Below are 18,664 nucleotides of genomic sequence, written 5' to 3'. Positions count from 1 at the left end.
ACAATTAGTTAGTATCGCTTGTTACGCCGCTATTGATTTCCGTGCAAGACTTCGCTTTCCTCGGGCGGAAGGCAAGCCTCCTCGTCGCTTTCGCTCCTGCGGGGTCTTACCTATTCCGCTTTTCCCGTAGGAGTCTTCGTCTTGCACTCCAATCAATAGCTAGATCTTGTTTAAACACTAAATATGCTTTAACAACAATAATAATAAAGCACCATATCACCAAAGTTATACAGACTATAGTTTCCAAATGTCTACTCAGTTTGAGGGGTTCTGAGCAGAATGAGTCATTCACGTCAGGTATGAAAGGGTATTTGTATAATTTAACAGTAATCGTTCACTGTAACTAATAAAATTAGAATTGATATATATGATGGTGTAGCAATTTACATTATATTGTTATAGTGAGACACCTATGCTTGGTAAGTTGATTGGAGCGGAAGGTGCTCGACTCCTGCGGGAAACGCGGGAAAGTTGAGACCCCGCAGGGCAAAGCCCGAGGAGGCTCAACTCACGCCCCGCGGAAAGCGAGCACCTGCAGCGGAAATCAACCACTACTCACTAATCCAAATGATTAATCCGAACGATTTCTATTTTGAAGAAATTTTGAATGACCGTTTTGATTTTCTTTTTTACTAAACACTATTGTCCTTGCCTTTTTAATTGTTTTCGTGCAATTAAACATATTAAATAATTATAATTATCTTCCTTGACTAAATACCTATATGGGTATAATATAGACGTAGGAAGCAAGTGGACATTGTCCATGCTTATCAAGAAATGAGGTGCTTATGTTGGAATTTTTCGGATTAATTATGTTAATCATACTTATTTATGTGTATGTATTGATCAAGAAACCAGGTAAGAATATCAAGCAAATATCTACAAGTGAATTGAAAACGACTTTACGAGATAAGAACAGGCAATTCATCGATGTACGTTCACCTGGGGAATACAATCACGGTCATATTAAACAATTTAAAAATATGCCGTTACAATCGTTACATCAAACCGCTGACACTCTAAACAAAGACAAAGAAATCATTGTCATTTGTCAAAGTGGTATGAGGAGTGCAAATGCATGCAAAATTCTTAAAAAGAAAGGATTCACCTCTGTAACGAACGTAAAGGGAGGAATGAATTCCTGGTCCCATTAAGTGTGATGAAAACCATTATGGAGAGAGAGGAATTTTAATATGAAAACGATCCTGAGCAATGAAGTGAAGCGGAGATTATCGGCGGGGGAACAAGTTAATATCATCGACGTACGGGAGCCGGCTGAAGTGCTGAATGGGAAAATCCCTACGAGTACCAATATTCCTTTAGGTCTGCTGGAATTTCGTATGAATGAATTGGATAAGAAAAAAGAGTACATCATAGTCTGTCAATCAGGGGGCAGAAGCAGCCGTGCCGTGAAGTTTCTTGCTTATCACGGCTATGAGGTCACCAACATGGAAGGCGGCATGCTTGCATGGGATGGAAAAGTTGAGTAAGCCTTTTCCTCGATTCCTTAAATTGCGTTTTTCCCGAAAATGAATACCCCTATAGGTTTAAAAGTCGGATTTTAGGATAATGTAAATATGAAGAGAAATAATAAATCTAAGGGAGGAAATAGGTTATGACAACTTCAGTAAAGAATTTGACAGCAGGGGAACTCACCCAAAAAATCATGAATGGAGATAGAATGTTCATTTTGGATGTTCGTCCCAAGGACGCATTTGACGATTGGAAAGTGGAAGGGAAAAACGTGAAGATCATCAACAAACCCTTTTCAGAGTTGAAGGATAATCTTGAATCGGTTCAATCCATTTTACCAGACAATGAAGCCATTTATGTCATTTGTGCAAAAGGGAATTCTTCGACTAAAACGGCTGAGATGCTTGCCGGTGCAGGAATGAATAATATCTATTCAGTTGAAGGTGGTATGCAGGCATGGAGCGAATACCTTGAACCTGTAAAAATCGGTGATGTGTCTGGGGGTGTCCTTTATCAATTCATACGGATAGGGAAAGGGTGCTTATCTTATGCGATTGTATCCAAAGGCGAGGTTGCTTTCATTGATCCAAGCCGCCTGATAGAGCCTTATAAGAAGTTCATTCAACATCACGATCTATCAGTAAAAGCAGTACTGGATACCCATCTCCATGCAGATCACATTTCCGGTGGCCGATCCTTAAGTAACGAATTTGATGCACCATATTATTTGCCACCGAAAGATGCAGAAGAAGTACAGTATACCTATAAAGAAGTCAAAGATGAAACGGGCATCAAGGTGGGTGATACAATGATCGAAGCGGTATACTCACCAGGGCATACGATCGGAAGTACCTCTTTTATTGTCGATCGGCATTATTTACTCACTGGGGACATTCTCTTTATTGATTCCATTGGTAGACCTGATTTAGCCGGTAAAGCAGAGGACTGGGTAGGGGACTTGCGGGAAACATTGTATTCAAGATATAAAAACCTTAACGATGACTTGATTGTCCTGCCAGCCCACTATATGACGATAGATGAAATGAATGATGACGGTTCAATCTCACATCGTCTGAGAGACTTATATGATGAGAATCATGGATTGAACATAGAGGATGAAGAGGAATTCAGAAAAACAGTCACAGAAAACCTCCCTCCTCAACCAAACAGCTATGAGAAAATCCGTGAAACGAATATGGGTAAAATCAATCCTGATGAAGATGAAAAACGTGAAATGGAAACAGGCCCAAATAGATGTGCCGTGCGCTGATGAGATTCATACGTCATAAGTAAAGAAGGCAAACATCCTAACATAATGGGATGTTTGCTGCAATGGTATAATTGAGGAAGTGAACAACATGAATGAGATAAATGAATCAAAATATATACAGCAGCACCTGGCTAATGAACGGACGTTCTTGGCTTGGATCCGTACAGCCATTGCCATAATCGGAATTGGATTTTTAACGACAAGTTTACATTTTAATTCCCTTCAAGGGAACCCTGTTCAAGACCGGATTGCCGCCGGAATAAGTGTGATTTCGATTTTCATCGGGTTTGCCATCATCATTGGCTCTACCATCAATTATTACAGGACAAGAAGACACATCAATACACAAACATTCGTGTCAGCAGATGTCTTTATCAAAATGATGACAGTAGTGGCCACCATCGTTCTTTTACTTGTGACTGTTTATTTCTTTTCATTAAATTAAATAAGCTGAACGCAAAAGGATAAATCCCTGCGTTCAGCTTATTTTAATCCTGTTTTTGTTCATTGTAGTATTGAACGGATGTCATGGCTCCTTCACTTACCATGGAGTTGTCTTCAATATTTGAAGGATCCGGATTTCCGCCTTTATCAACAGGTAGATCTTCTTTTCTTTTCTTTTTAAACTTCGTAACCAATCCTTCTTTCACATTGTGCAGCTGATTACGCTTTTCTTTCGATGATAGAATCCATCCAAGTGAACCAGCCGTAACGGTTGCACCAACAAGTAACGTTTTATTTACTTTCATATTCATTCTCCTCCATTCAAGTGATTCGTTTATTTAGTATGTTCTTTGTATTCCCGACGCACATGAATTTAAACATAGGGAAGGGGTGCCAAAATAATGAAGGAGTGGACAATCCTCTCAATATGGATGAAAATAAACATGGATGGTAGACAAAGAGAGGGTGGATGGAATGAAAAGACTGACGAAAGAGACGGTCATCGGATTTATTGGAACAGGAGTAATGGGGAAAAGTATGGCTGGTCATATTCTGGAGGCAGGATTTCCGCTGGTTATTTATAACCGCACAAAACATAAAGCCTCGGATCTCATAGATCGTGGTGCAAAATGGGCAGACACACCAAAGGATCTTGCTGAAGCTTCAGATCTCGTAATCACGATTGTAGGATACCCTTCAGATGTTGAAGAACTGTACCTTGGTGAGGACGGTATACTGCACCATTTAAGACAGGGATCGGTTGCCATTGATATGACCACTTCTTCACCGGCACTCGCAGATGCAATCTTTAAATCGGGGAAGGAGAAGGGCATATCGACATTGGATGCTCCCGTTTCGGGAGGGGATATCGGAGCTAAAGAAGCCAGGCTTTCCATTATGGTGGGAGGGGAAGAAAACACGTTCAATCTGGCAAAACCACTTTTGGAACTCCTGGGTACGAATGTTGTCTATCAAGGAAAACCAGGAGCGGGTCAGCATACAAAGATGTGTAACCAAATCACCATTGCTTCGAACATGATGGGAGTAAGTGAAGCATTACTTTACGCAAAGAAATCTGGCTTGGATCCAGACACTGTACTGAAAAGCATTACATCAGGGGCAGCGGGCAGCTGGTCCCTCAGTAACCTGGTTCCCCGCATGATCGAGCAGGATTATGCTCCAGGGTTTTACGTTAAACATTTTATCAAGGACCTTAAGATTGCCCTGCATTCAGCTAAAGAGATGGAACTCCGGACACCCGGTCTTGAACTTGCTCTCTCATTATATGAGCAGCTTGCTGCAGAAGGCGAAGAAAATAGTGGCACTCAAGCATTAATCAAACTATTGGAAGCTTAATATAAAACGTTTCAGGAAATGAACTGCCCCATAAAAGTTAGAAACCAATCTAACTTTTATGGGGTGTTTTTTGAATTTTTCCGAAAAAGTCAGGATTCTAGTGGGCTGCACTATATGCTTGAAAACATTGTCTGTTTCCCTTTATATTTCAATCCAATATGGGAATAATAGGTGAGCATGCATAAATTTACTGAAAGTATGGTGATTATCTTGAAAAAAAATTCATTCAGGCAATTTTCCAGATTGATATACATATTTGGTACCATAATGACCGTGGTTGCCTTCTTTGTCTCCTATTTCCAAACGAAGACCATCATTAACGCGATAAAGAAATATAGTCCATACAATTAAGGTTATCGGTTGCAATATGGGTTGATTCCTTAGACAATAATCGTGTACATAATAGAGGAGGGAATCAAAATGAAGTTAGTCGGAAAAAAAATCATCCAATTGGTCAGTGCAGACTTCGAGGACCTGGAACTATGGTATCCGGTCCTGCGTTTGAGGGAAGAGGGAGCGACGGTTCATATTGTCGGAGAAAAGGCCAATGAGGAGTATATCGGCAAATATGGAGTGCCGATTGTTTCTGAATATGCATTTAAAGACATAAATCCGGAAAATTATGATGCCATTCTTGTTCCGGGAGGCTGGTCCCCGGATAAGCTTCGTCGGTATGAAGAGGTCATTGCCATGGTGAAATCCATGGATGAACGTAAGAAACCAATCGGCCAAATCTGCCATGCAGGATGGGTCTTGATTTCAGCGAAGATTCTTCAGGGTGTAAAAGTCACAAGCACACCTGGAATAAAGGACGACATGGAAAATGCAGGGGCTATCTGGATGAATGAACCGGTCGTGACAGACGGCCATATCGTTTCCAGTCGAAGACCACCTGATCTGCCTGATTATATGAGAGAATTCATTGACACGCTGGCTAAATGATGAAAAAGGACTGGCCGGGGGAACTCTGATCGTTCCCTGTAGGCCAGTCTTTTTTTCTTTATTTCTTCTTGTCTCTCTTATTTCGATCATTCACCCTTTCGAAAAAGGTCTGTTTGACTGATTGATGGGTGGTGATGGCAGCCCCCGTTGCGATAAATCCATTTGCGATCCCGTTAAAGTCAAATCCTAACGTCCATCCGCTCGCTCCAACACCCACCAGTAAAAGAATCCAGATGATGAGCCAGTCCGGGATATGGGGGGTCCGCTTCAAAGCATACCCAAGTACCCATAACACGGGAACGAGCACGGTGACTTGAGGATCAATGGAAATGCCGCTTAATAAGTTTTCAATCATATGGTCCACTCCCTATAATGATAAATGACTTCTATATAGCTTATTCACACCCCCGGGAGCTTCATGACAACCAGTTACGCTGTAAGGAAAAATAAAAAGGATAGGGTACAGGCTAACCTTTAAAGTGACATGAGAAATGTTCAATGATATTATATTGATTGACCTATAATAAAAAAGGAGCTGTTTAATATGGCGAAAAAAGGATACATACAATTCCAAACAGGTGAAAAAATTGAATTTGATTTATTTCCAAATGAAGCACCTGGAACAGTGGCAAACTTCGAAAAATTGGCAAACGAAGGTTTTTACAACGGTTTAAGCTTTCACCGTGTCATCCCTGGTTTCGTAAGCCAAGGAGGATGCCCGAACGGTAACGGTATGGGTGGTCCTGGTTACACAATCAAATGTGAAACAGAAGGGAATCCGCATAAGCATGAAGAAGGTTCTTTATCAATGGCCCATGCCGGTAAAGATACAGGAGGCAGCCAATTCTTCATCGTACATGAGCCACAGCCTCACCTTAACGGCGTTCATACTGTCTTCGGAAAAGTGACTTCAGGGATCGACATCGCCAAATCAATGAAAAACGGCGACGTAATGGAGAAAGTCGAAGTATTTGATGCATAATTGTTGAGGGACGGACCTTGCTTCGTTCGCATCACTCTGAATCAACTAGAAGAAAAACAACAGTTGAAATAATTTAATTGATGTTGTATCATACTAATACAGGCTGCGTTGTTCGTAATCATAACGAAGTTTTAACCTTTAAACTGTAATAGGGAGTTTTACATCGAAGTTGGAATGTCAAGCCTCCACGACTGAGGACGACAGGAAACCTTCTGCAAACACCCACTTTGAGGAGTGGTGGTTTAAAACTTTCTTATATCACATTACGGCAACTGTGGCTCAAACCTTAGTATCTCAAGTCAGTTCCCAATCGGGGGCTGGCTTTTTTATTTTATTGCGTTAAATGCCAGCATCACCATAACAAGAACACTATTCAACCTAAAAAAGACTGAATCCAAAAATGATGGACTCAGTCTTTGTTTTTAGTATATCGAGGCCCCTCCCGTCCGTACATGGTTAAGTGTCCCGCAACAAGCGAATGTCCGGGAGAGGCAGATTAAGTGTATCATGCATGAAATAAAAGTGCAAAGTGGTTTACTTTAATACACCTCTATCTGTTAAATGACGGTCTATGTCATAGAAATCATTTACTTTAATAAATGGGGTCCCGCGTTCCTCAAGGATCCCCTGCAGTGCTTCCATGGCAAAGGTGACATCCGCCACTTCAGCCGGGTGGCTATCCGGCTCGCTATCACCGGCAAAGTAAATCGTCTCATACTCTTCTTTAAGCTCAGAAATCACTGTGGACTTGTCAATCCCATAACGCTCTGAGTAATGGGGATGATCCGGATCGATCTTCATGTGTACATTCTTTTCCATATAATAGCCTTCATTTGAGAAAACATTCACATCCGTGATTCCGTATTTTTGAAGAATATGGTGGATATAATAATCCGTTCCCGCACTGAGGATATAGAAATCCCCTCCTTGAGCCTGGACTTTACGGATGAAGGCAGTGACATGTTCATCGATTTCTAATGAATGGATATCCTCAATGATTTGAGTTTCGTCTTGATGAATCGATGAAAAGACGGTAGACAAAAAATCGATGTCCTTCATTTCACCAGCCTTCCATTTGGTAAATAAGGCCTCTCCTTCATGAAAATATTTCTCCATGACGAGATGGTAGAAATCTTTTTTTGAAATGGTTCCATCGAAGTCTGAAACAAATGCCCATTTTTTCACAGCTTTTCCTCCTCGTAACGAATGTAGTCGATTGTATCATGAATACGTGGGGGGAGGAAAGGAACTCTATCAATCATAATAATATTATGTAAACTTTATGTGGAATAAAAATCACCCTGCATCAAGCAAGGTGACAGAACACTATCTTTTCATACTCTTAACAAATTCTTTTAATACTTCAGGCGTACGTTTTACCTCTTGGATGGTATCTGTAAAAGTGGACTTTTTATATTCGATATCATGTTGAATCTCTCCCTGGGTTTCCTGTAGCTGAGTTGATTCTGAAGAGATTTTTTCCATCCTCGATTGAATAGTGGCTACCCTTTGATTCATTTCATTCACAATGGGACGTGTGGTCTTGAGGGTCCTCATCAATGATACACCCAGCATAATCAGGGAAATGACAAATAAGGCAATGCTTGCATAAACGATCCACATATTGATTTCACCTCGTTTTACTCTGTTTTTAGTTATATTCCCTATTACTTTTGAAAATAACGCAATAAATTATTTTATCCTTCTGGTTTACTATTTCACATTTAGCTAGTAATCTAAATGATAAGTTGAATACGCTAAGGGAGAGATGAGAGTGATCAAAGCCATCCTGTTTGATTTAGATGACACTTTACTATGGGATTCGAAAAGCATTGAAGAAGCCTTCAAAGCAACGTGCCACTATGCACACCAGAAGGCGGGGACCGATCCAGAAGCTCTGGAGTCAAGCGTCAGGGAAGCAGCCAGGGAGCTGTATGCCACATATGATACATATGAGTTCACGCAGGATATTGGAATTAACCCTTTTGAAGGCCTTTGGGGGGATTTCCTCGATGAACATGATGAGAATTTCCTGAAGATGAAAGAAACCGTCCCTTCCTACCGCAAAGAATCATGGACCAGGGGATTGAATTCTATGGGTATCACGGATTCCGTATTTGGTGAAGAATTATCCGAGAAATTTCGACAAGAACGAAAACAAAGACCATATGTATATGAAGATACGTTCCTGGTTTTAAATGAAATGAAGGAAAACTACCAACTGTTATTATTAACGAATGGTTCCCCTCATTTACAAAATACAAAGCTCGATAAAACTCCTGAACTTCTCCCTTATTTCAAAGAAATCATCATCTCTGGGGATATCGGTAAAGGAAAACCGGATCCTGCCATGTTCCATCATGCATTAGAGAGGCTGAAGCTTCATAAGGATGAAGTGATTATGGTTGGAGATAACTTAAACACGGATATCCTGGGGGCTTCAAGGATCGGTATCAAAACGATATGGATTAATCGACGGGGGCAAACACCACAAAAGGTTGTCCCGGATTATGAAGTGAAGGCACTGAAAGAAGTGCCCCGCATTGTCCGGAACATCATCAAATAACAAATAGAGAGGCTCCGATTTGTCGGTGCCTCTCTATTTAGTAGGTTCACCAGTCATAATGATCCATTCCCATTCATACTATTCATCAAAGTCCCGGCAACATATACGGGAAAAATGAGGTGAATGAGGCAATGATCTCATTATATAAAGGGGAGATGACTTATGGGGAATGGAATACATCAAGTGAATGTCCATGCATCGCGATCAGATGTATGGACTTTTATTCGTGATATGAATGCTTGGGCTCCACTGGTGCCCGGCTACAAGGAGCATACTATTTATTCCAATAATCAATCAACGTGGAAATTCACCGTTCATTATGGGATGGTGACAAAAAAGATCCATGTGAATGTGAGAATTACAGATTGGAAGGAACCATCTGAAGTGAAGTTCACGTTAAAGGGCGTAAATCAAAGGTTCACGGGTTCAGGATTTTTCAAAGCGGATGAAGTAGACACCTGTTTAACAAGAATGACAGGAAGCTTATCCATTGTATCCACAAGCCCTGTTGCAAAGGTGCTTCAACATGCATTCGATAAAATGGTTGCCGAACTTACCAGGGATTTAACGATTGCCGTAGGAGAAGCCATTGAAAGAAGTGAAAATTGATTCGCGTCAACCTACACCCGAACTCCCAATTAGTCATGATAGAAGATTTGCATATGTGATATAATGACTTATTTGAGCAAGTGATTTGTTAGATGGAGAAGAAATACATACACTATAAAATAAATAGTAGCGGAATCTGTATTACGATAAAAAGGGGTCTTACCATGCAAAAGCTTCACATACTTCGAGAAGAAGCAATAGAGGAAACGAAACGAAAAATCGAGGAGGATATGACACTTTTCCTGGAGAAACACGAAAAATGTCCTTCATTTCAGGATTATTTGAAGGAAAGGAGTGCTTTCTTTCATCAAATATGGCTGAATATTTGGCTTAATAAAGTAACGAATGATGTCTTGCGGAGTCATAAAAAAGCATTTTTGCGAGATAAAGGGTACGATATTGAAGGTACGGATAAAAAATTGATCAACAAATTGTTCCGGAATGAAATCAGAGAGTATCAACCTTTCCATATTTTAAACTGGATACAGGATCATCCTATATCCGAAGAAGATTGGACAGAACGACATCGTGAGGTCCGAAAGACATTTGTTAAGAATCAAGAAGAAAAAAAGAAGGCTGTCCTTCAAAAAGAGAGTCAAAAAAAGATTCTTTCTTTCATCAGCCAACAAATAGACAAGCTAGAGACTCATTGGTATGTGGAATTGCGATTTTTATTCGCCAATAAATGGATGAGTGATATCCGGACCAAAACCAAATTCCGATCGGTCGAACCGTATATGTTGGAAGTGAAATTAGAAGAAGAAGGACGCTATACAAAGGACTCCTTTGTCAACGTTTCCGATTTTCTTACGGAATTCACAGGTTCGATTCACAAAAAGAGTGAGCATTGGGATGGACATGTGTGGGAATATGAAACCTATTTCTATCCCTATGAACGCTTTGTCTTTTATCACATAGAGCAGGTGGTTTATCGGTCTTTATCCGAGCTTATGCCCGAAGAATTAAGGAAGGGATATGAGGCGGTGTACGGCCAGGAACTTACAGAAGAAAGGTTGAGCAGGCTCAGTCACCATTTTCTCCTGACGCTGAAATCCAACTTTTTCAGCATGATTCAAGAGGAGTATATGGATGATTTATACAGACTGACAGAAATTCCTTTTGATACAGATGTTCATCTTTCATTATATGAAAAAGATCTCAAGAAGCGCGAGGAAAGAAAAGCAGCTGAACTTGCTGAATTAAAACGGAAGCAAGAGGAAGAGGAACGAATACTGGAAGAAATCTTTGGAAGGGAATACAGCCCTTCGTTCAGAGGTGATATCCACTATATCCTCCATATCGGTGAAACCAATACAGGGAAAACGCATCATGCAATCAGCCGGATGAAAGAAGCCAGAAGCGGTATGTATTTGGCCCCCCTTCGTTTACTAGCTCTGGAAGTATTCGATACATTGAATGCAGACGGCGTCCCGTGTAATCTGAAAACAGGTGAAGAAGAGAAAGAAGTTCCTTCTGCACGCCATGTTTCATCTACGGTTGAAATGTTTCGTGAAAAAGATGAATATGAAGTGATCGTGATCGATGAGGCCCAAATGCTTGCCGATCAGGATAGAGGCTTCTCCTGGTATCGTGCCATTACGAAGGCAAGAGCCAAAGAGGTCCATATCATCGGGAGTGAAAACGTCCGGGATCTATTAATGGGATTGGTCGGGGAAGGCAACGTCGAGATTCATCATTACAAAAGAGACATCCCCCTTGAAGTCGAATCAAAAGAATTCCAATTGAGACATGCTAAAAAAGGAGACGCAGTGGTTTGTTTTTCAAGGAAGAAAGTGTTGGATACCGCTTCAAGACTACAAAATAATGGACATAAAGTCAGTATGATCTACGGAAGTATGCCTCCTGAAACGAGGAAGAGGCAGATGATGCAGTTCATTAATGGGAAAACGAATATGATTGTTGCGACCGATGCAATCGGGATGGGACTGAACCTGCCGATACGCAGAATCGTCTTCCTGGAAACGGATAAATTTGATGGGACGAGGAGGAGAAGGCTGACTTCACAGGAAGTTAAGCAAATTGCCGGCCGGGCAGGGAGAAAAGGAATTTACAATGAGGGGAAAGTTGCGTTCTCAAAGGATATTAAGGTGATGAAGCAGCTCCTCGAAAAGCCTGATCAAGCCCTCGAAACATTTGCCATCGCCCCAACGAGTGGTGTGTTTGAACGTTTTCAAAGACATTACCATGACATGGACACGTTCTTCTTTTTATGGGATAAGTTCAAAAGTCCACTCGGTACGGAAAAAGCGACCCTTTTTGAAGAAAGGGAACTATATGAATTGATCCGGGGAACCGACATCGAGGCCAAACTTTCATTAAATGACCTTTACGGCTTTCTTCATCTTCCTTTCTCCAAGAAGGAAACACAGTTAACGGAGCAGTGGCTACAGTGCATGCAAGCGATTGTAGAGGGTGAAGAACTGCCTGAACCACAGTTGAAGAGTACGAACTTAGAGCAAAAAGAAGTTTCGTATAAAGCTGTCGGGCTTCATCTTTTATTTTTATACCGATTGGGCAGACAGACTGAGGCTTACTATTGGGAACGGATCAGGAGTGAAATTGCCGATGGCGTTCATGAAAGTCTGCGGACGGAAGTCACCAGTTTAACACAGTCGTGCAGGCAATGCGGAAAAAAACTTCCTCCGAACTTCGGTTTTCCTATCTGTGATCGCTGTCATGCTGCGAGGGTTAAAAGAAGGACGAAGGGGAAACCGCGATATTAGTGAATCGTGAGCAAATCATATGTAAGATGAAAGGTTATGTGATACGATCTAGTACGAACTGAAAACGATGATTGAGGTGGTAAGATTGAAAATTGAAGTATGGTCAGATTATGTATGTCCATTCTGCTATATAGGAAAACGTCATTTAGAGAAGGCTCTGGAGCATTTCCCTCAGAGGGATACTGTTCAAATTGAATTTAAAAGCTTTGAACTCGATCCCGGCGCTCCGGTCAACACAGAATATAGTATTCAAGAACTCCTTTCCAAAAAGTACGGAACATCTCTTGAGGAAGCTAAAAACATGACCGATGGCATGAGCCGGCAAGCAGCTTCTGTGGGACTTGATTTCCGGTTTGACTCAAGCATACCGACTAATACGTTTGATGCCCACCGCCTGACTAAATATGCGAAAACAGCAGGGAAAGAAGCAGAGATGACTGAAATCCTGTTATATGCCCACTTTACTCTTTCTAAACATATTGGTGACAAAGAAACGCTCGTGGAATTAGCGAAACAGGCTGGACTGGATGAAGCGGAGACGGTTTCCGTCCTTGAAGGCAGTGATTTCTCAGAAGAGGTTCGCCGGGATGAGGAAGAGGCGAGGCAAATCGGTGTCCAAGGTGTGCCGTTCTTTGTTATCAATCGTAAGTATGCCATTTCAGGTGCTCAACCAAGTGATGTATTTTTGAATTCCATACAAAAGGTGTGGGAAGAGGAAAATGAACCTTCAGCTCTTCAGCCCCTTGGAACGGATGGAATGGCATGTGATGAAAACGGATGTGAGATTCCTCCATCCAAGTCATGATCCTTACAGTGCACATTTAATAAACCAAAAAAACAAGCGGGAGAAAGCACCCGCTTGTTTTTTTGGTTTTCATGAAATTCCAGCGGCCATGGGCGGCAAGGCGCTGGAGATATTGTCAGTTACTATAAAAATTCTCTGTATAATAAGGCTGGGACTTTTCGTTAAAGGCTACCCCTATACCTAAATGTTCGTAGTGTGGCTGGAGGATATTTTCTCTGTGACCTTTGGAATTCATCAGTCCTTCGTGGGCGAAGATCGAACTTAACTGACCGTAGGCGAGGTTTTCCCCAGCAGTGCGAAAGGCTACCTGATCTTCTTCCATGCGATCAAATGGTGACTGACCATCAAGGTTCGTGTGACTGAAATAGTCCTGTTCCGCCATATCCAGACTATGTTTACGTGCTGTATCCCTCACTAGACTGTCCCATGAAAGGACATTCAGTCCTTTCTCTACACGGGTGGCATTCGTAAGGTCGAACAGTTGGAATTCAAACCCTTCTTTCAATTCAGAGCTTGCCTTGGTATAGAAGTTTTTCTTATTCGCTTCCAGGTTCCCCTCGATGATCTGGATGGCGGTGACGGTATCATTTTCATGCTTATCATAAAAGATCGTCACATAGCTCCCATCGATCTGGTACACATCCTGTTCCCCATTATTTTGCAACTGATATAATGTCAGTCCTTTCCGGATATTGGTCAGTGGCTCACCCAGTTCATTCTGTACCACCTCTTTGGAAACGCCCATCTTGATCCCTGAATCAGAGGAGAGAAGATCTTGATTGGTGAACAGTCCATTAACCTGTTGGTTTTGATCATAGGAGACCATGAAGAAGTTCCGGTAATTTTCATGATAGGCATACCATGAAACCCCGTATTCATTGCTGGATTTTCTCTTGGCATCGCCGACTTCTTCCTCGACACTTTTTTTGGAATCCCCGAGTTCAATATTATAGATAGAAAACGTTTGATCGCTTGGGACTGTTAAAGCCGGCTTCTCCACAGGGTCTTCTTTCTTCGTATCAGAGGTGTTCTCGAGGTCACGGAACGACTCGTCCAGCTTTACCAGGAGCAGGTTCACTTCCTGATAGAGTTGATCAAAGGCATCCTGAACCTTAGGGTTGTTCTTCATTTCTTCGATTTTGGAGAGGACAGTGTCAAAACCTGACGCTTCCACTTTCTCTTCCCAGACGGGTTTTGATATATAGGCAACCACAATAATCATGATAAGTATAAATAATCGTCTCAAATGCTAACACTCCATTCTACCTTCCATTGTATCCAAAATAATATAGAAGTAAAAAGAGAAAGGCTACTCTCTTTGCTCAGTACCCATTCTACACCATTTTCAATCAGTTCTGCCTGTTTTAGTTTGGATGGCTCTGGGTAAGATAATTAAATAGGGTATCTTCACCATTTACATAAAGGGGGAAAATAGCAATGAAATTATCTCATGAAGAACGGATTCAACTGCATGAATTCAATAACTTAACGAAGTCGTTGAGTTTTAATATGTATGATATCTGTTATACAAAGACCCGTGAAGAACGGGAAGCCTATATTGAATACATTGATGAGCAATACAACGCCGATAGATTGACGAAAATCCTCACCCATGTTTCGGATATCATCGGGGCACATGTACTGAACGTATCGAAACAGGACTATGTTCCACAGGGGGCAAGTGTCACCATCCTGGTATCGGAAGGGCCGATTGTCGAAGTGCCGACGGAGCATTTTGATGAATCACCCGGTCCTTTGCCTTCAACTGTGACGATGCATCTTGATAAAAGCCATATTACGGTCCATACCTACCCGGAGTATCATCCACATGAAGGGATCTCTACATTCAGGGCAGATATCGATGTTTCTACATGCGGGGAAATTTCTCCCCTGAAGGCATTGAATTATTTAATTCACTCCTTCGACACCGATATCATGACAATGGATTATCGCGTAAGAGGATTCACCAGGGATATTAATGGAAGGAAACTATTCATCGACCATGACATCAATTCCATTCAGAATTATATTCCGGAAGAAATTAAGGATGAGTATGACATGATCGATGTGAATGTCTATCCTCAAAACATTTTCCACACAAAATGTAAATTGAAAGAATTTGATTTGAACAATTACTTATTTGGCTATACAAAGGACAGACTGGAAGAGAATGAGGTCGAAGAAATTACAGACAAACTAAAAATGGAAATGGATGAAATCTTTTATGGTAAGAATATTCCCCGACCGTAAAAGTGATTATTGAAACCCCCTTTGCGATCATATGCGCAAAGGGGTTTTCTTCATGATTTCTAATTATTATGAAAATGGGATTTGAGAAGGGAAATCCCTCCCTCTTGAAGAATAGGTAAATATGCATGTTTATAGAGGAGGAAAAAGGAATGAATTCACATGAAATAGAATACAAATTGCACGGGGATGATATGCAATTTGTCGAGATAGAATTAGATCCGGGAGAAAGTGCAGTGGCTGAAGCTGGTGGTATGATGATGATGGAAGATGGTATCGGTATGGAAACAATCTTTGGTGATGGCTCTCAAGGAGGCGGGACTGGAGGTTTTCTTGGGAAGCTTGTGGGAGCAGGAAAACGTATATTGACAGGGGAAAGCTTATTCATGACCGTCTTCACCAATGAGGGAATGGGAAAAAAGCATGTATCTTTCGCAGCTCCTTATCCGGGAAAAATCATTCCGGTCGATTTAAGTGAATTAGGCGGTAAAGTGATTTGTCAAAAGGATGCCTTTCTTTGTGCGGCTAAAGGAGTGTCTGTCGGAATCGATTTTCAAAAGAAATTGGGAACCGGCTTCTTTGGTGGAGAAGGTTTCATTATGCAGAAACTTGAAGGGGACGGTTTAGCCTTTCTTCATGCAGGGGGGACGATTTATAGAAGAGAGCTCCAGCCGGGGGAAGTGCTGCGGGTGGATACGGGTTGTTTAGTGGCAATGACAAAAGAAGTGGACTACAACATTGAATATGTCGGCAAAATCAAGTCGGCTTTCCTTGGTGGAGAGGGTCTGTTTTTTGCTACTGTCCGTGGACCGGGTACGGTATGGATACAGTCTCTTCCGTTCAGCCGGTTAGCGGAACGGATCTATGCAAACGCTCCAGGTGGAGGGCGTTCGACGGGTGAGGGAAGTATACTTGGTGGAATCGGGGATTTCCTAAACGGAGATGATTGATTCACGCATAATCATATAAAAGAGCATTTCCATTCGTGGAAGTGCTTTTTTTTACGTGCAAGCCGCTTCCGCTTTTGTTTCATCCAGCTCCAGCGGCTAGAGGCTCGAGGTCATAAGGTGAACATGCCAAAAAGGCAAAGGGCGCCTTTCCGGCATGTTCATCTTATGCTGGTCGCCTCTGTTCAAGCCGTTTCCGCTTTAGTTGTGGGTATTCACCTATTTAGCTCCCGCTTCATATGTTTAAATAAATGATGTGAAAGGGTGATTTCATGACAGGGAAGATTCGTCATTACTATGCTGGAGGGAATACGGCAAAAGGATTCTACAGTCTATATGATTCAGTACTCGATGGATTAGAGCGGATATATATCTTAAAGGGTGGTCCTGGAACAGGTAAATCCTCATTGATGAAAACGATTGGAAAACGTTTTGAAGAAAATGGGTTAAACGTGGACTATTTACATTGTGCTTCCGATAATCAATCAATCGACGGTGTTCTCCTCCCTGAATTCGGTGTGGGGATTGTAGATGGGACAGCTCCTCATATTATTGAACCAAAAGCACCCGGTGTGATCGAAGAGTATGTGAATGTAGGAGTGGCATGGGACCGTGATGAACTGACCGGGCACAAGGAAGAAATCCTTGCCTTAAATGATCACATTGCCTCACTCTTTCAGAAAGCTTATCATACCTTTGCGTCATCCCTGAGTGCCCATGATGACATTGAAGACATCTACATTGCGAACATGGACTTCGAAAAAGCCAATGAATTGACAAACGAGTTAACTTCACTCTTTTTTGAAGAAAACAGCCTTCCTAAATCCTCCACAGTCAAACATCGGTTCTTGGGTGCCGCTACTCCTGATGGGGCAGTTGACTACATTCAGAATTTAACGGAGGATGTCGGGAAGCGCTACTTTATCAAAGGGCGAGCAGGTTCCGGAAAGTCAACGATGTTAAAGAAAATTGCTTCTGCTGCAGAAGAGAAAGGATTTGACGTAGAAGTTTATCATTGCGGATTTGACCCCAATAGTCTTGATATGCTGATCATCAGAGAAAAAGGGATCGCTATATTTGATAGCACAGCACCACATGAATATTTTCCCGATCGTGAATCAGACGAAATCATCGATATGTATGAAAGGTGCATTACCGAGGGGACAGATGAAAAATATGCTGTCGATATCGAACGGACGACAAAAGCTTATAAGGATAAAATGAATGAAGCAATCTCATATCTAAAAGAAGCTAAGAAGCTTCGTGAACAACTCGAATCCATCTATATAGGGGCCATGGACTTTGCAAAGGTGAATATGATTAGAGAAGAGATTTTTCAGGAAATAAGTGAGTATATAAAGAAGTAGTGTGTAGAGGAAAGGGCCATGCGTGGTGATCATTATGTCATCACGTTTTTATTTGGTTGACAAAATACCCATGCAGGTATATTATATGTACATACAGTTATTCATATCAGAGAATTGGGAGGAATCATTATGAAAGAATTAACCGCCAAACAAGTTGAAGAATTAGTAACTGAAGGCAATCAATCTTTAAACATAATAGACGTTCGTGAAGATGAAGAAGTCGCTTCAGGAATGATTCCGGCTGCTAAACATATTCCGTTGGGTTCGATTGAAAGTCGTATGGGTGAGTTAGATAAGACGAAAGAATATATCATGGTATGCCGCTCTGGAGGAAGAAGTGGACAAGCTTCACAATTTCTTGAGAGTCAGGGGTTCAATGTCATTAATATGACCGGTGGAATGATGTCTTGGGAAGGTCCTACGAAATAATCTTCTTTATTGAAACCACATGGGTCACAACAAAAATAGGAAGAATAAAACCGAAATCTGGAGGAATGGAAAATGAGTAAAAAAGTAGCGATCATCGCAAGTAACGGTGGATTATTTGATGCGTATAAAGTATTTAATATTGCAACTGCGGCGGCAGCCACCGATCAGGAAGTAGCCATTTTCTTTACATTTGAAGGATTAAATCTTATCCATAAAGAAGGTCACAAACAGCTTCCGATGCCCGAAGGAAAAGAACACTTCCAAGAGGGATTTGCCAAGGCCAATGTACCCGGTATTCCCGAGTTAGTGGAAATGGCACAAGAGATGGGGGTTTCCTTTATTGGTTGCCAAATGACGATGGATGTAATGGGCTTGGATAAAGAAGCATTTGTGGATGGAATCGAAGTGGGTGGAGCAGTCACATTCCTTGAATTCGCAAAGGACGCAGATGTCACATTAACATTCTAATCCATTGAAATAAAT

The 18,664-nt window shown here is 41.5% G+C and carries 21 protein-coding genes and 1 other RNA gene; 17 read left to right on the top strand and 5 right to left on the bottom strand.

The window, feature by feature from the left end; translation table 11 throughout:
* Positions 1-812: 812 nt before the first annotated feature.
* The 4 genes from M1J35_RS14845 to M1J35_RS14830 all read left to right on the top strand — a co-directional run bounded on the left by M1J35_RS14845 (position 813) and on the right by M1J35_RS14830 (position 3,188).
* On the top strand, positions 813-1,154 hold the full coding sequence (locus tag M1J35_RS14845) for a rhodanese-like domain-containing protein (RefSeq protein WP_254651600.1): 342 nt from the start codon (positions 813-815) through the stop codon (positions 1,152-1,154).
* A gap of 39 nt (positions 1,155-1,193) precedes the next feature.
* Complete coding sequence (locus tag M1J35_RS14840; protein ID WP_254651599.1) at positions 1,194-1,490, top strand: rhodanese-like domain-containing protein; 297 nt, start codon at positions 1,194-1,196, stop codon at positions 1,488-1,490.
* 125 nt (positions 1,491-1,615) lie between these two features.
* Complete coding sequence (locus M1J35_RS14835; protein WP_254651598.1) at positions 1,616-2,743, top strand: MBL fold metallo-hydrolase; 1,128 nt, start codon at positions 1,616-1,618, stop codon at positions 2,741-2,743.
* An 88-nt stretch (positions 2,744-2,831) separates the two neighbouring features.
* Entirely contained in the window at positions 2,832-3,188 is a 357-nt protein-coding gene (locus M1J35_RS14830; RefSeq protein WP_034759077.1) for a YidH family protein, read from the top strand.
* 43 nt (positions 3,189-3,231) lie between these two features.
* Here the strand turns inward: M1J35_RS14830 and M1J35_RS14825 are convergent, their stop codons facing one another.
* Complete coding sequence (locus M1J35_RS14825) at positions 3,232-3,492, bottom strand: hypothetical protein (RefSeq protein WP_224519881.1); 261 nt, start codon at positions 3,490-3,492, stop codon at positions 3,232-3,234.
* Between the two features lie 142 nt (positions 3,493-3,634).
* Here M1J35_RS14825 and M1J35_RS14820 point away from each other — a divergent pair, with 142 nt between their 5' ends.
* A complete protein-coding gene (locus tag M1J35_RS14820) occupies positions 3,635-4,543 on the top strand; it encodes an NAD(P)-dependent oxidoreductase (RefSeq protein WP_254651597.1) in 909 nt (302 codons plus the stop codon).
* Positions 4,544-4,963: 420 nt separating this feature from the next.
* Complete coding sequence (locus M1J35_RS14815; protein ID WP_224519884.1) at positions 4,964-5,485, top strand: type 1 glutamine amidotransferase domain-containing protein; 522 nt, start codon at positions 4,964-4,966, stop codon at positions 5,483-5,485.
* A 58-nt stretch (positions 5,486-5,543) separates the two neighbouring features.
* Here M1J35_RS14815 and M1J35_RS14810 read toward each other — a convergent pair whose 3' ends face one another.
* Positions 5,544-5,840, bottom strand: coding sequence for a phage holin family protein (locus M1J35_RS14810; protein ID WP_051758260.1), 297 nt, complete (start codon positions 5,838-5,840; stop codon positions 5,544-5,546).
* A gap of 189 nt (positions 5,841-6,029) precedes the next feature.
* Here M1J35_RS14810 and M1J35_RS14805 point away from each other — a divergent pair, with 189 nt between their 5' ends.
* Both M1J35_RS14805 and ssrS read left to right on the top strand, forming a co-directional pair.
* Positions 6,030-6,467, top strand: a complete 438-nt coding sequence (locus M1J35_RS14805) for a peptidylprolyl isomerase (protein ID WP_034759086.1) — start codon at positions 6,030-6,032, stop codon at positions 6,465-6,467.
* A 97-nt stretch (positions 6,468-6,564) separates the two neighbouring features.
* A non-coding RNA gene (gene ssrS / locus M1J35_RS14800) (6S RNA) lies at positions 6,565-6,752 on the top strand.
* A gap of 249 nt (positions 6,753-7,001) precedes the next feature.
* Here ssrS and M1J35_RS14795 read toward each other — a convergent pair.
* Complete coding sequence (locus M1J35_RS14795; RefSeq protein WP_254651596.1) at positions 7,002-7,652, bottom strand: MtnX-like HAD-IB family phosphatase; 651 nt, start codon at positions 7,650-7,652, stop codon at positions 7,002-7,004.
* Between the two features lie 141 nt (positions 7,653-7,793).
* A complete protein-coding gene (locus M1J35_RS14790; protein WP_224519888.1) occupies positions 7,794-8,090 on the bottom strand; it encodes a DUF948 domain-containing protein in 297 nt (98 codons plus the stop codon).
* Positions 8,091-8,241: 151 nt separating this feature from the next.
* Here M1J35_RS14790 and M1J35_RS14785 point away from each other — a divergent pair, with 151 nt between their 5' ends.
* The 4 genes from M1J35_RS14785 (at position 8,242) to M1J35_RS14770 (ending at position 13,191) form a co-directional block, all read left to right on the top strand.
* Positions 8,242-9,033 carry an HAD family hydrolase gene (locus M1J35_RS14785; RefSeq protein WP_229592796.1) on the top strand — a complete coding sequence of 264 codons (792 nt, stop codon included), beginning with the start codon at positions 8,242-8,244 and terminating at the stop codon, positions 9,031-9,033.
* Positions 9,034-9,195: 162 nt separating this feature from the next.
* Positions 9,196-9,642 (top strand): SRPBCC family protein, encoded by a 447-nt coding sequence (locus tag M1J35_RS14780; RefSeq protein ID WP_224519892.1) that lies wholly within the window; start codon positions 9,196-9,198, stop codon positions 9,640-9,642.
* A gap of 164 nt (positions 9,643-9,806) precedes the next feature.
* A complete protein-coding gene (locus tag M1J35_RS14775) occupies positions 9,807-12,386 on the top strand; it encodes a helicase-related protein (protein ID WP_254651595.1) in 2,580 nt (859 codons plus the stop codon).
* Between the two features lie 85 nt (positions 12,387-12,471).
* Positions 12,472-13,191 (top strand): DsbA family oxidoreductase, encoded by a 720-nt coding sequence (locus M1J35_RS14770; protein ID WP_224519895.1) that lies wholly within the window; start codon positions 12,472-12,474, stop codon positions 13,189-13,191.
* A gap of 115 nt (positions 13,192-13,306) precedes the next feature.
* Here M1J35_RS14770 and M1J35_RS14765 read toward each other — a convergent pair whose 3' ends face one another.
* Positions 13,307-14,437: a CAP domain-containing protein gene (locus M1J35_RS14765; RefSeq protein ID WP_254651594.1), complete on the bottom strand. Its 1,131-nt coding sequence runs from the start codon at positions 14,435-14,437 to the stop codon at positions 13,307-13,309.
* A 191-nt stretch (positions 14,438-14,628) separates the two neighbouring features.
* On the opposite strand from M1J35_RS14765, the gene speD reads away from it, so the two are divergent.
* The 5 genes from speD to M1J35_RS14740 all read left to right on the top strand — a co-directional run bounded on the left by speD (position 14,629) and on the right by M1J35_RS14740 (position 18,649).
* On the top strand, positions 14,629-15,441 hold the full coding sequence (gene speD / locus M1J35_RS14760; protein ID WP_254651593.1) for an adenosylmethionine decarboxylase: 813 nt from the start codon (positions 14,629-14,631) through the stop codon (positions 15,439-15,441).
* Positions 15,442-15,590: 149 nt separating this feature from the next.
* Positions 15,591-16,388 (top strand): TIGR00266 family protein, encoded by a 798-nt coding sequence (locus M1J35_RS14755; RefSeq protein WP_224519901.1) that lies wholly within the window; start codon positions 15,591-15,593, stop codon positions 16,386-16,388.
* Between the two features lie 269 nt (positions 16,389-16,657).
* A complete protein-coding gene (locus M1J35_RS14750) occupies positions 16,658-17,752 on the top strand; it encodes a PRK06851 family protein (protein ID WP_254651592.1) in 1,095 nt (364 codons plus the stop codon).
* A 129-nt stretch (positions 17,753-17,881) separates the two neighbouring features.
* Complete coding sequence (locus tag M1J35_RS14745) at positions 17,882-18,181, top strand: rhodanese-like domain-containing protein (RefSeq protein WP_224519903.1); 300 nt, start codon at positions 17,882-17,884, stop codon at positions 18,179-18,181.
* A 72-nt stretch (positions 18,182-18,253) separates the two neighbouring features.
* A complete protein-coding gene (locus M1J35_RS14740) occupies positions 18,254-18,649 on the top strand; it encodes a DsrE/DsrF/DrsH-like family protein (protein ID WP_224519904.1) in 396 nt (131 codons plus the stop codon).
* Positions 18,650-18,664 lie beyond the last annotated feature (15 nt).

The sequence above is a fragment of the Rossellomorea sp. KS-H15a genome (assembly GCF_024195245.1).
Classification (GTDB): domain Bacteria; phylum Bacillota; class Bacilli; order Bacillales; family Bacillaceae_B; genus Rossellomorea; species Rossellomorea vietnamensis.
Note: the sequence above shows the minus strand (reverse complement) of the source record. Positions and strands in the feature narration are given on the sequence as shown.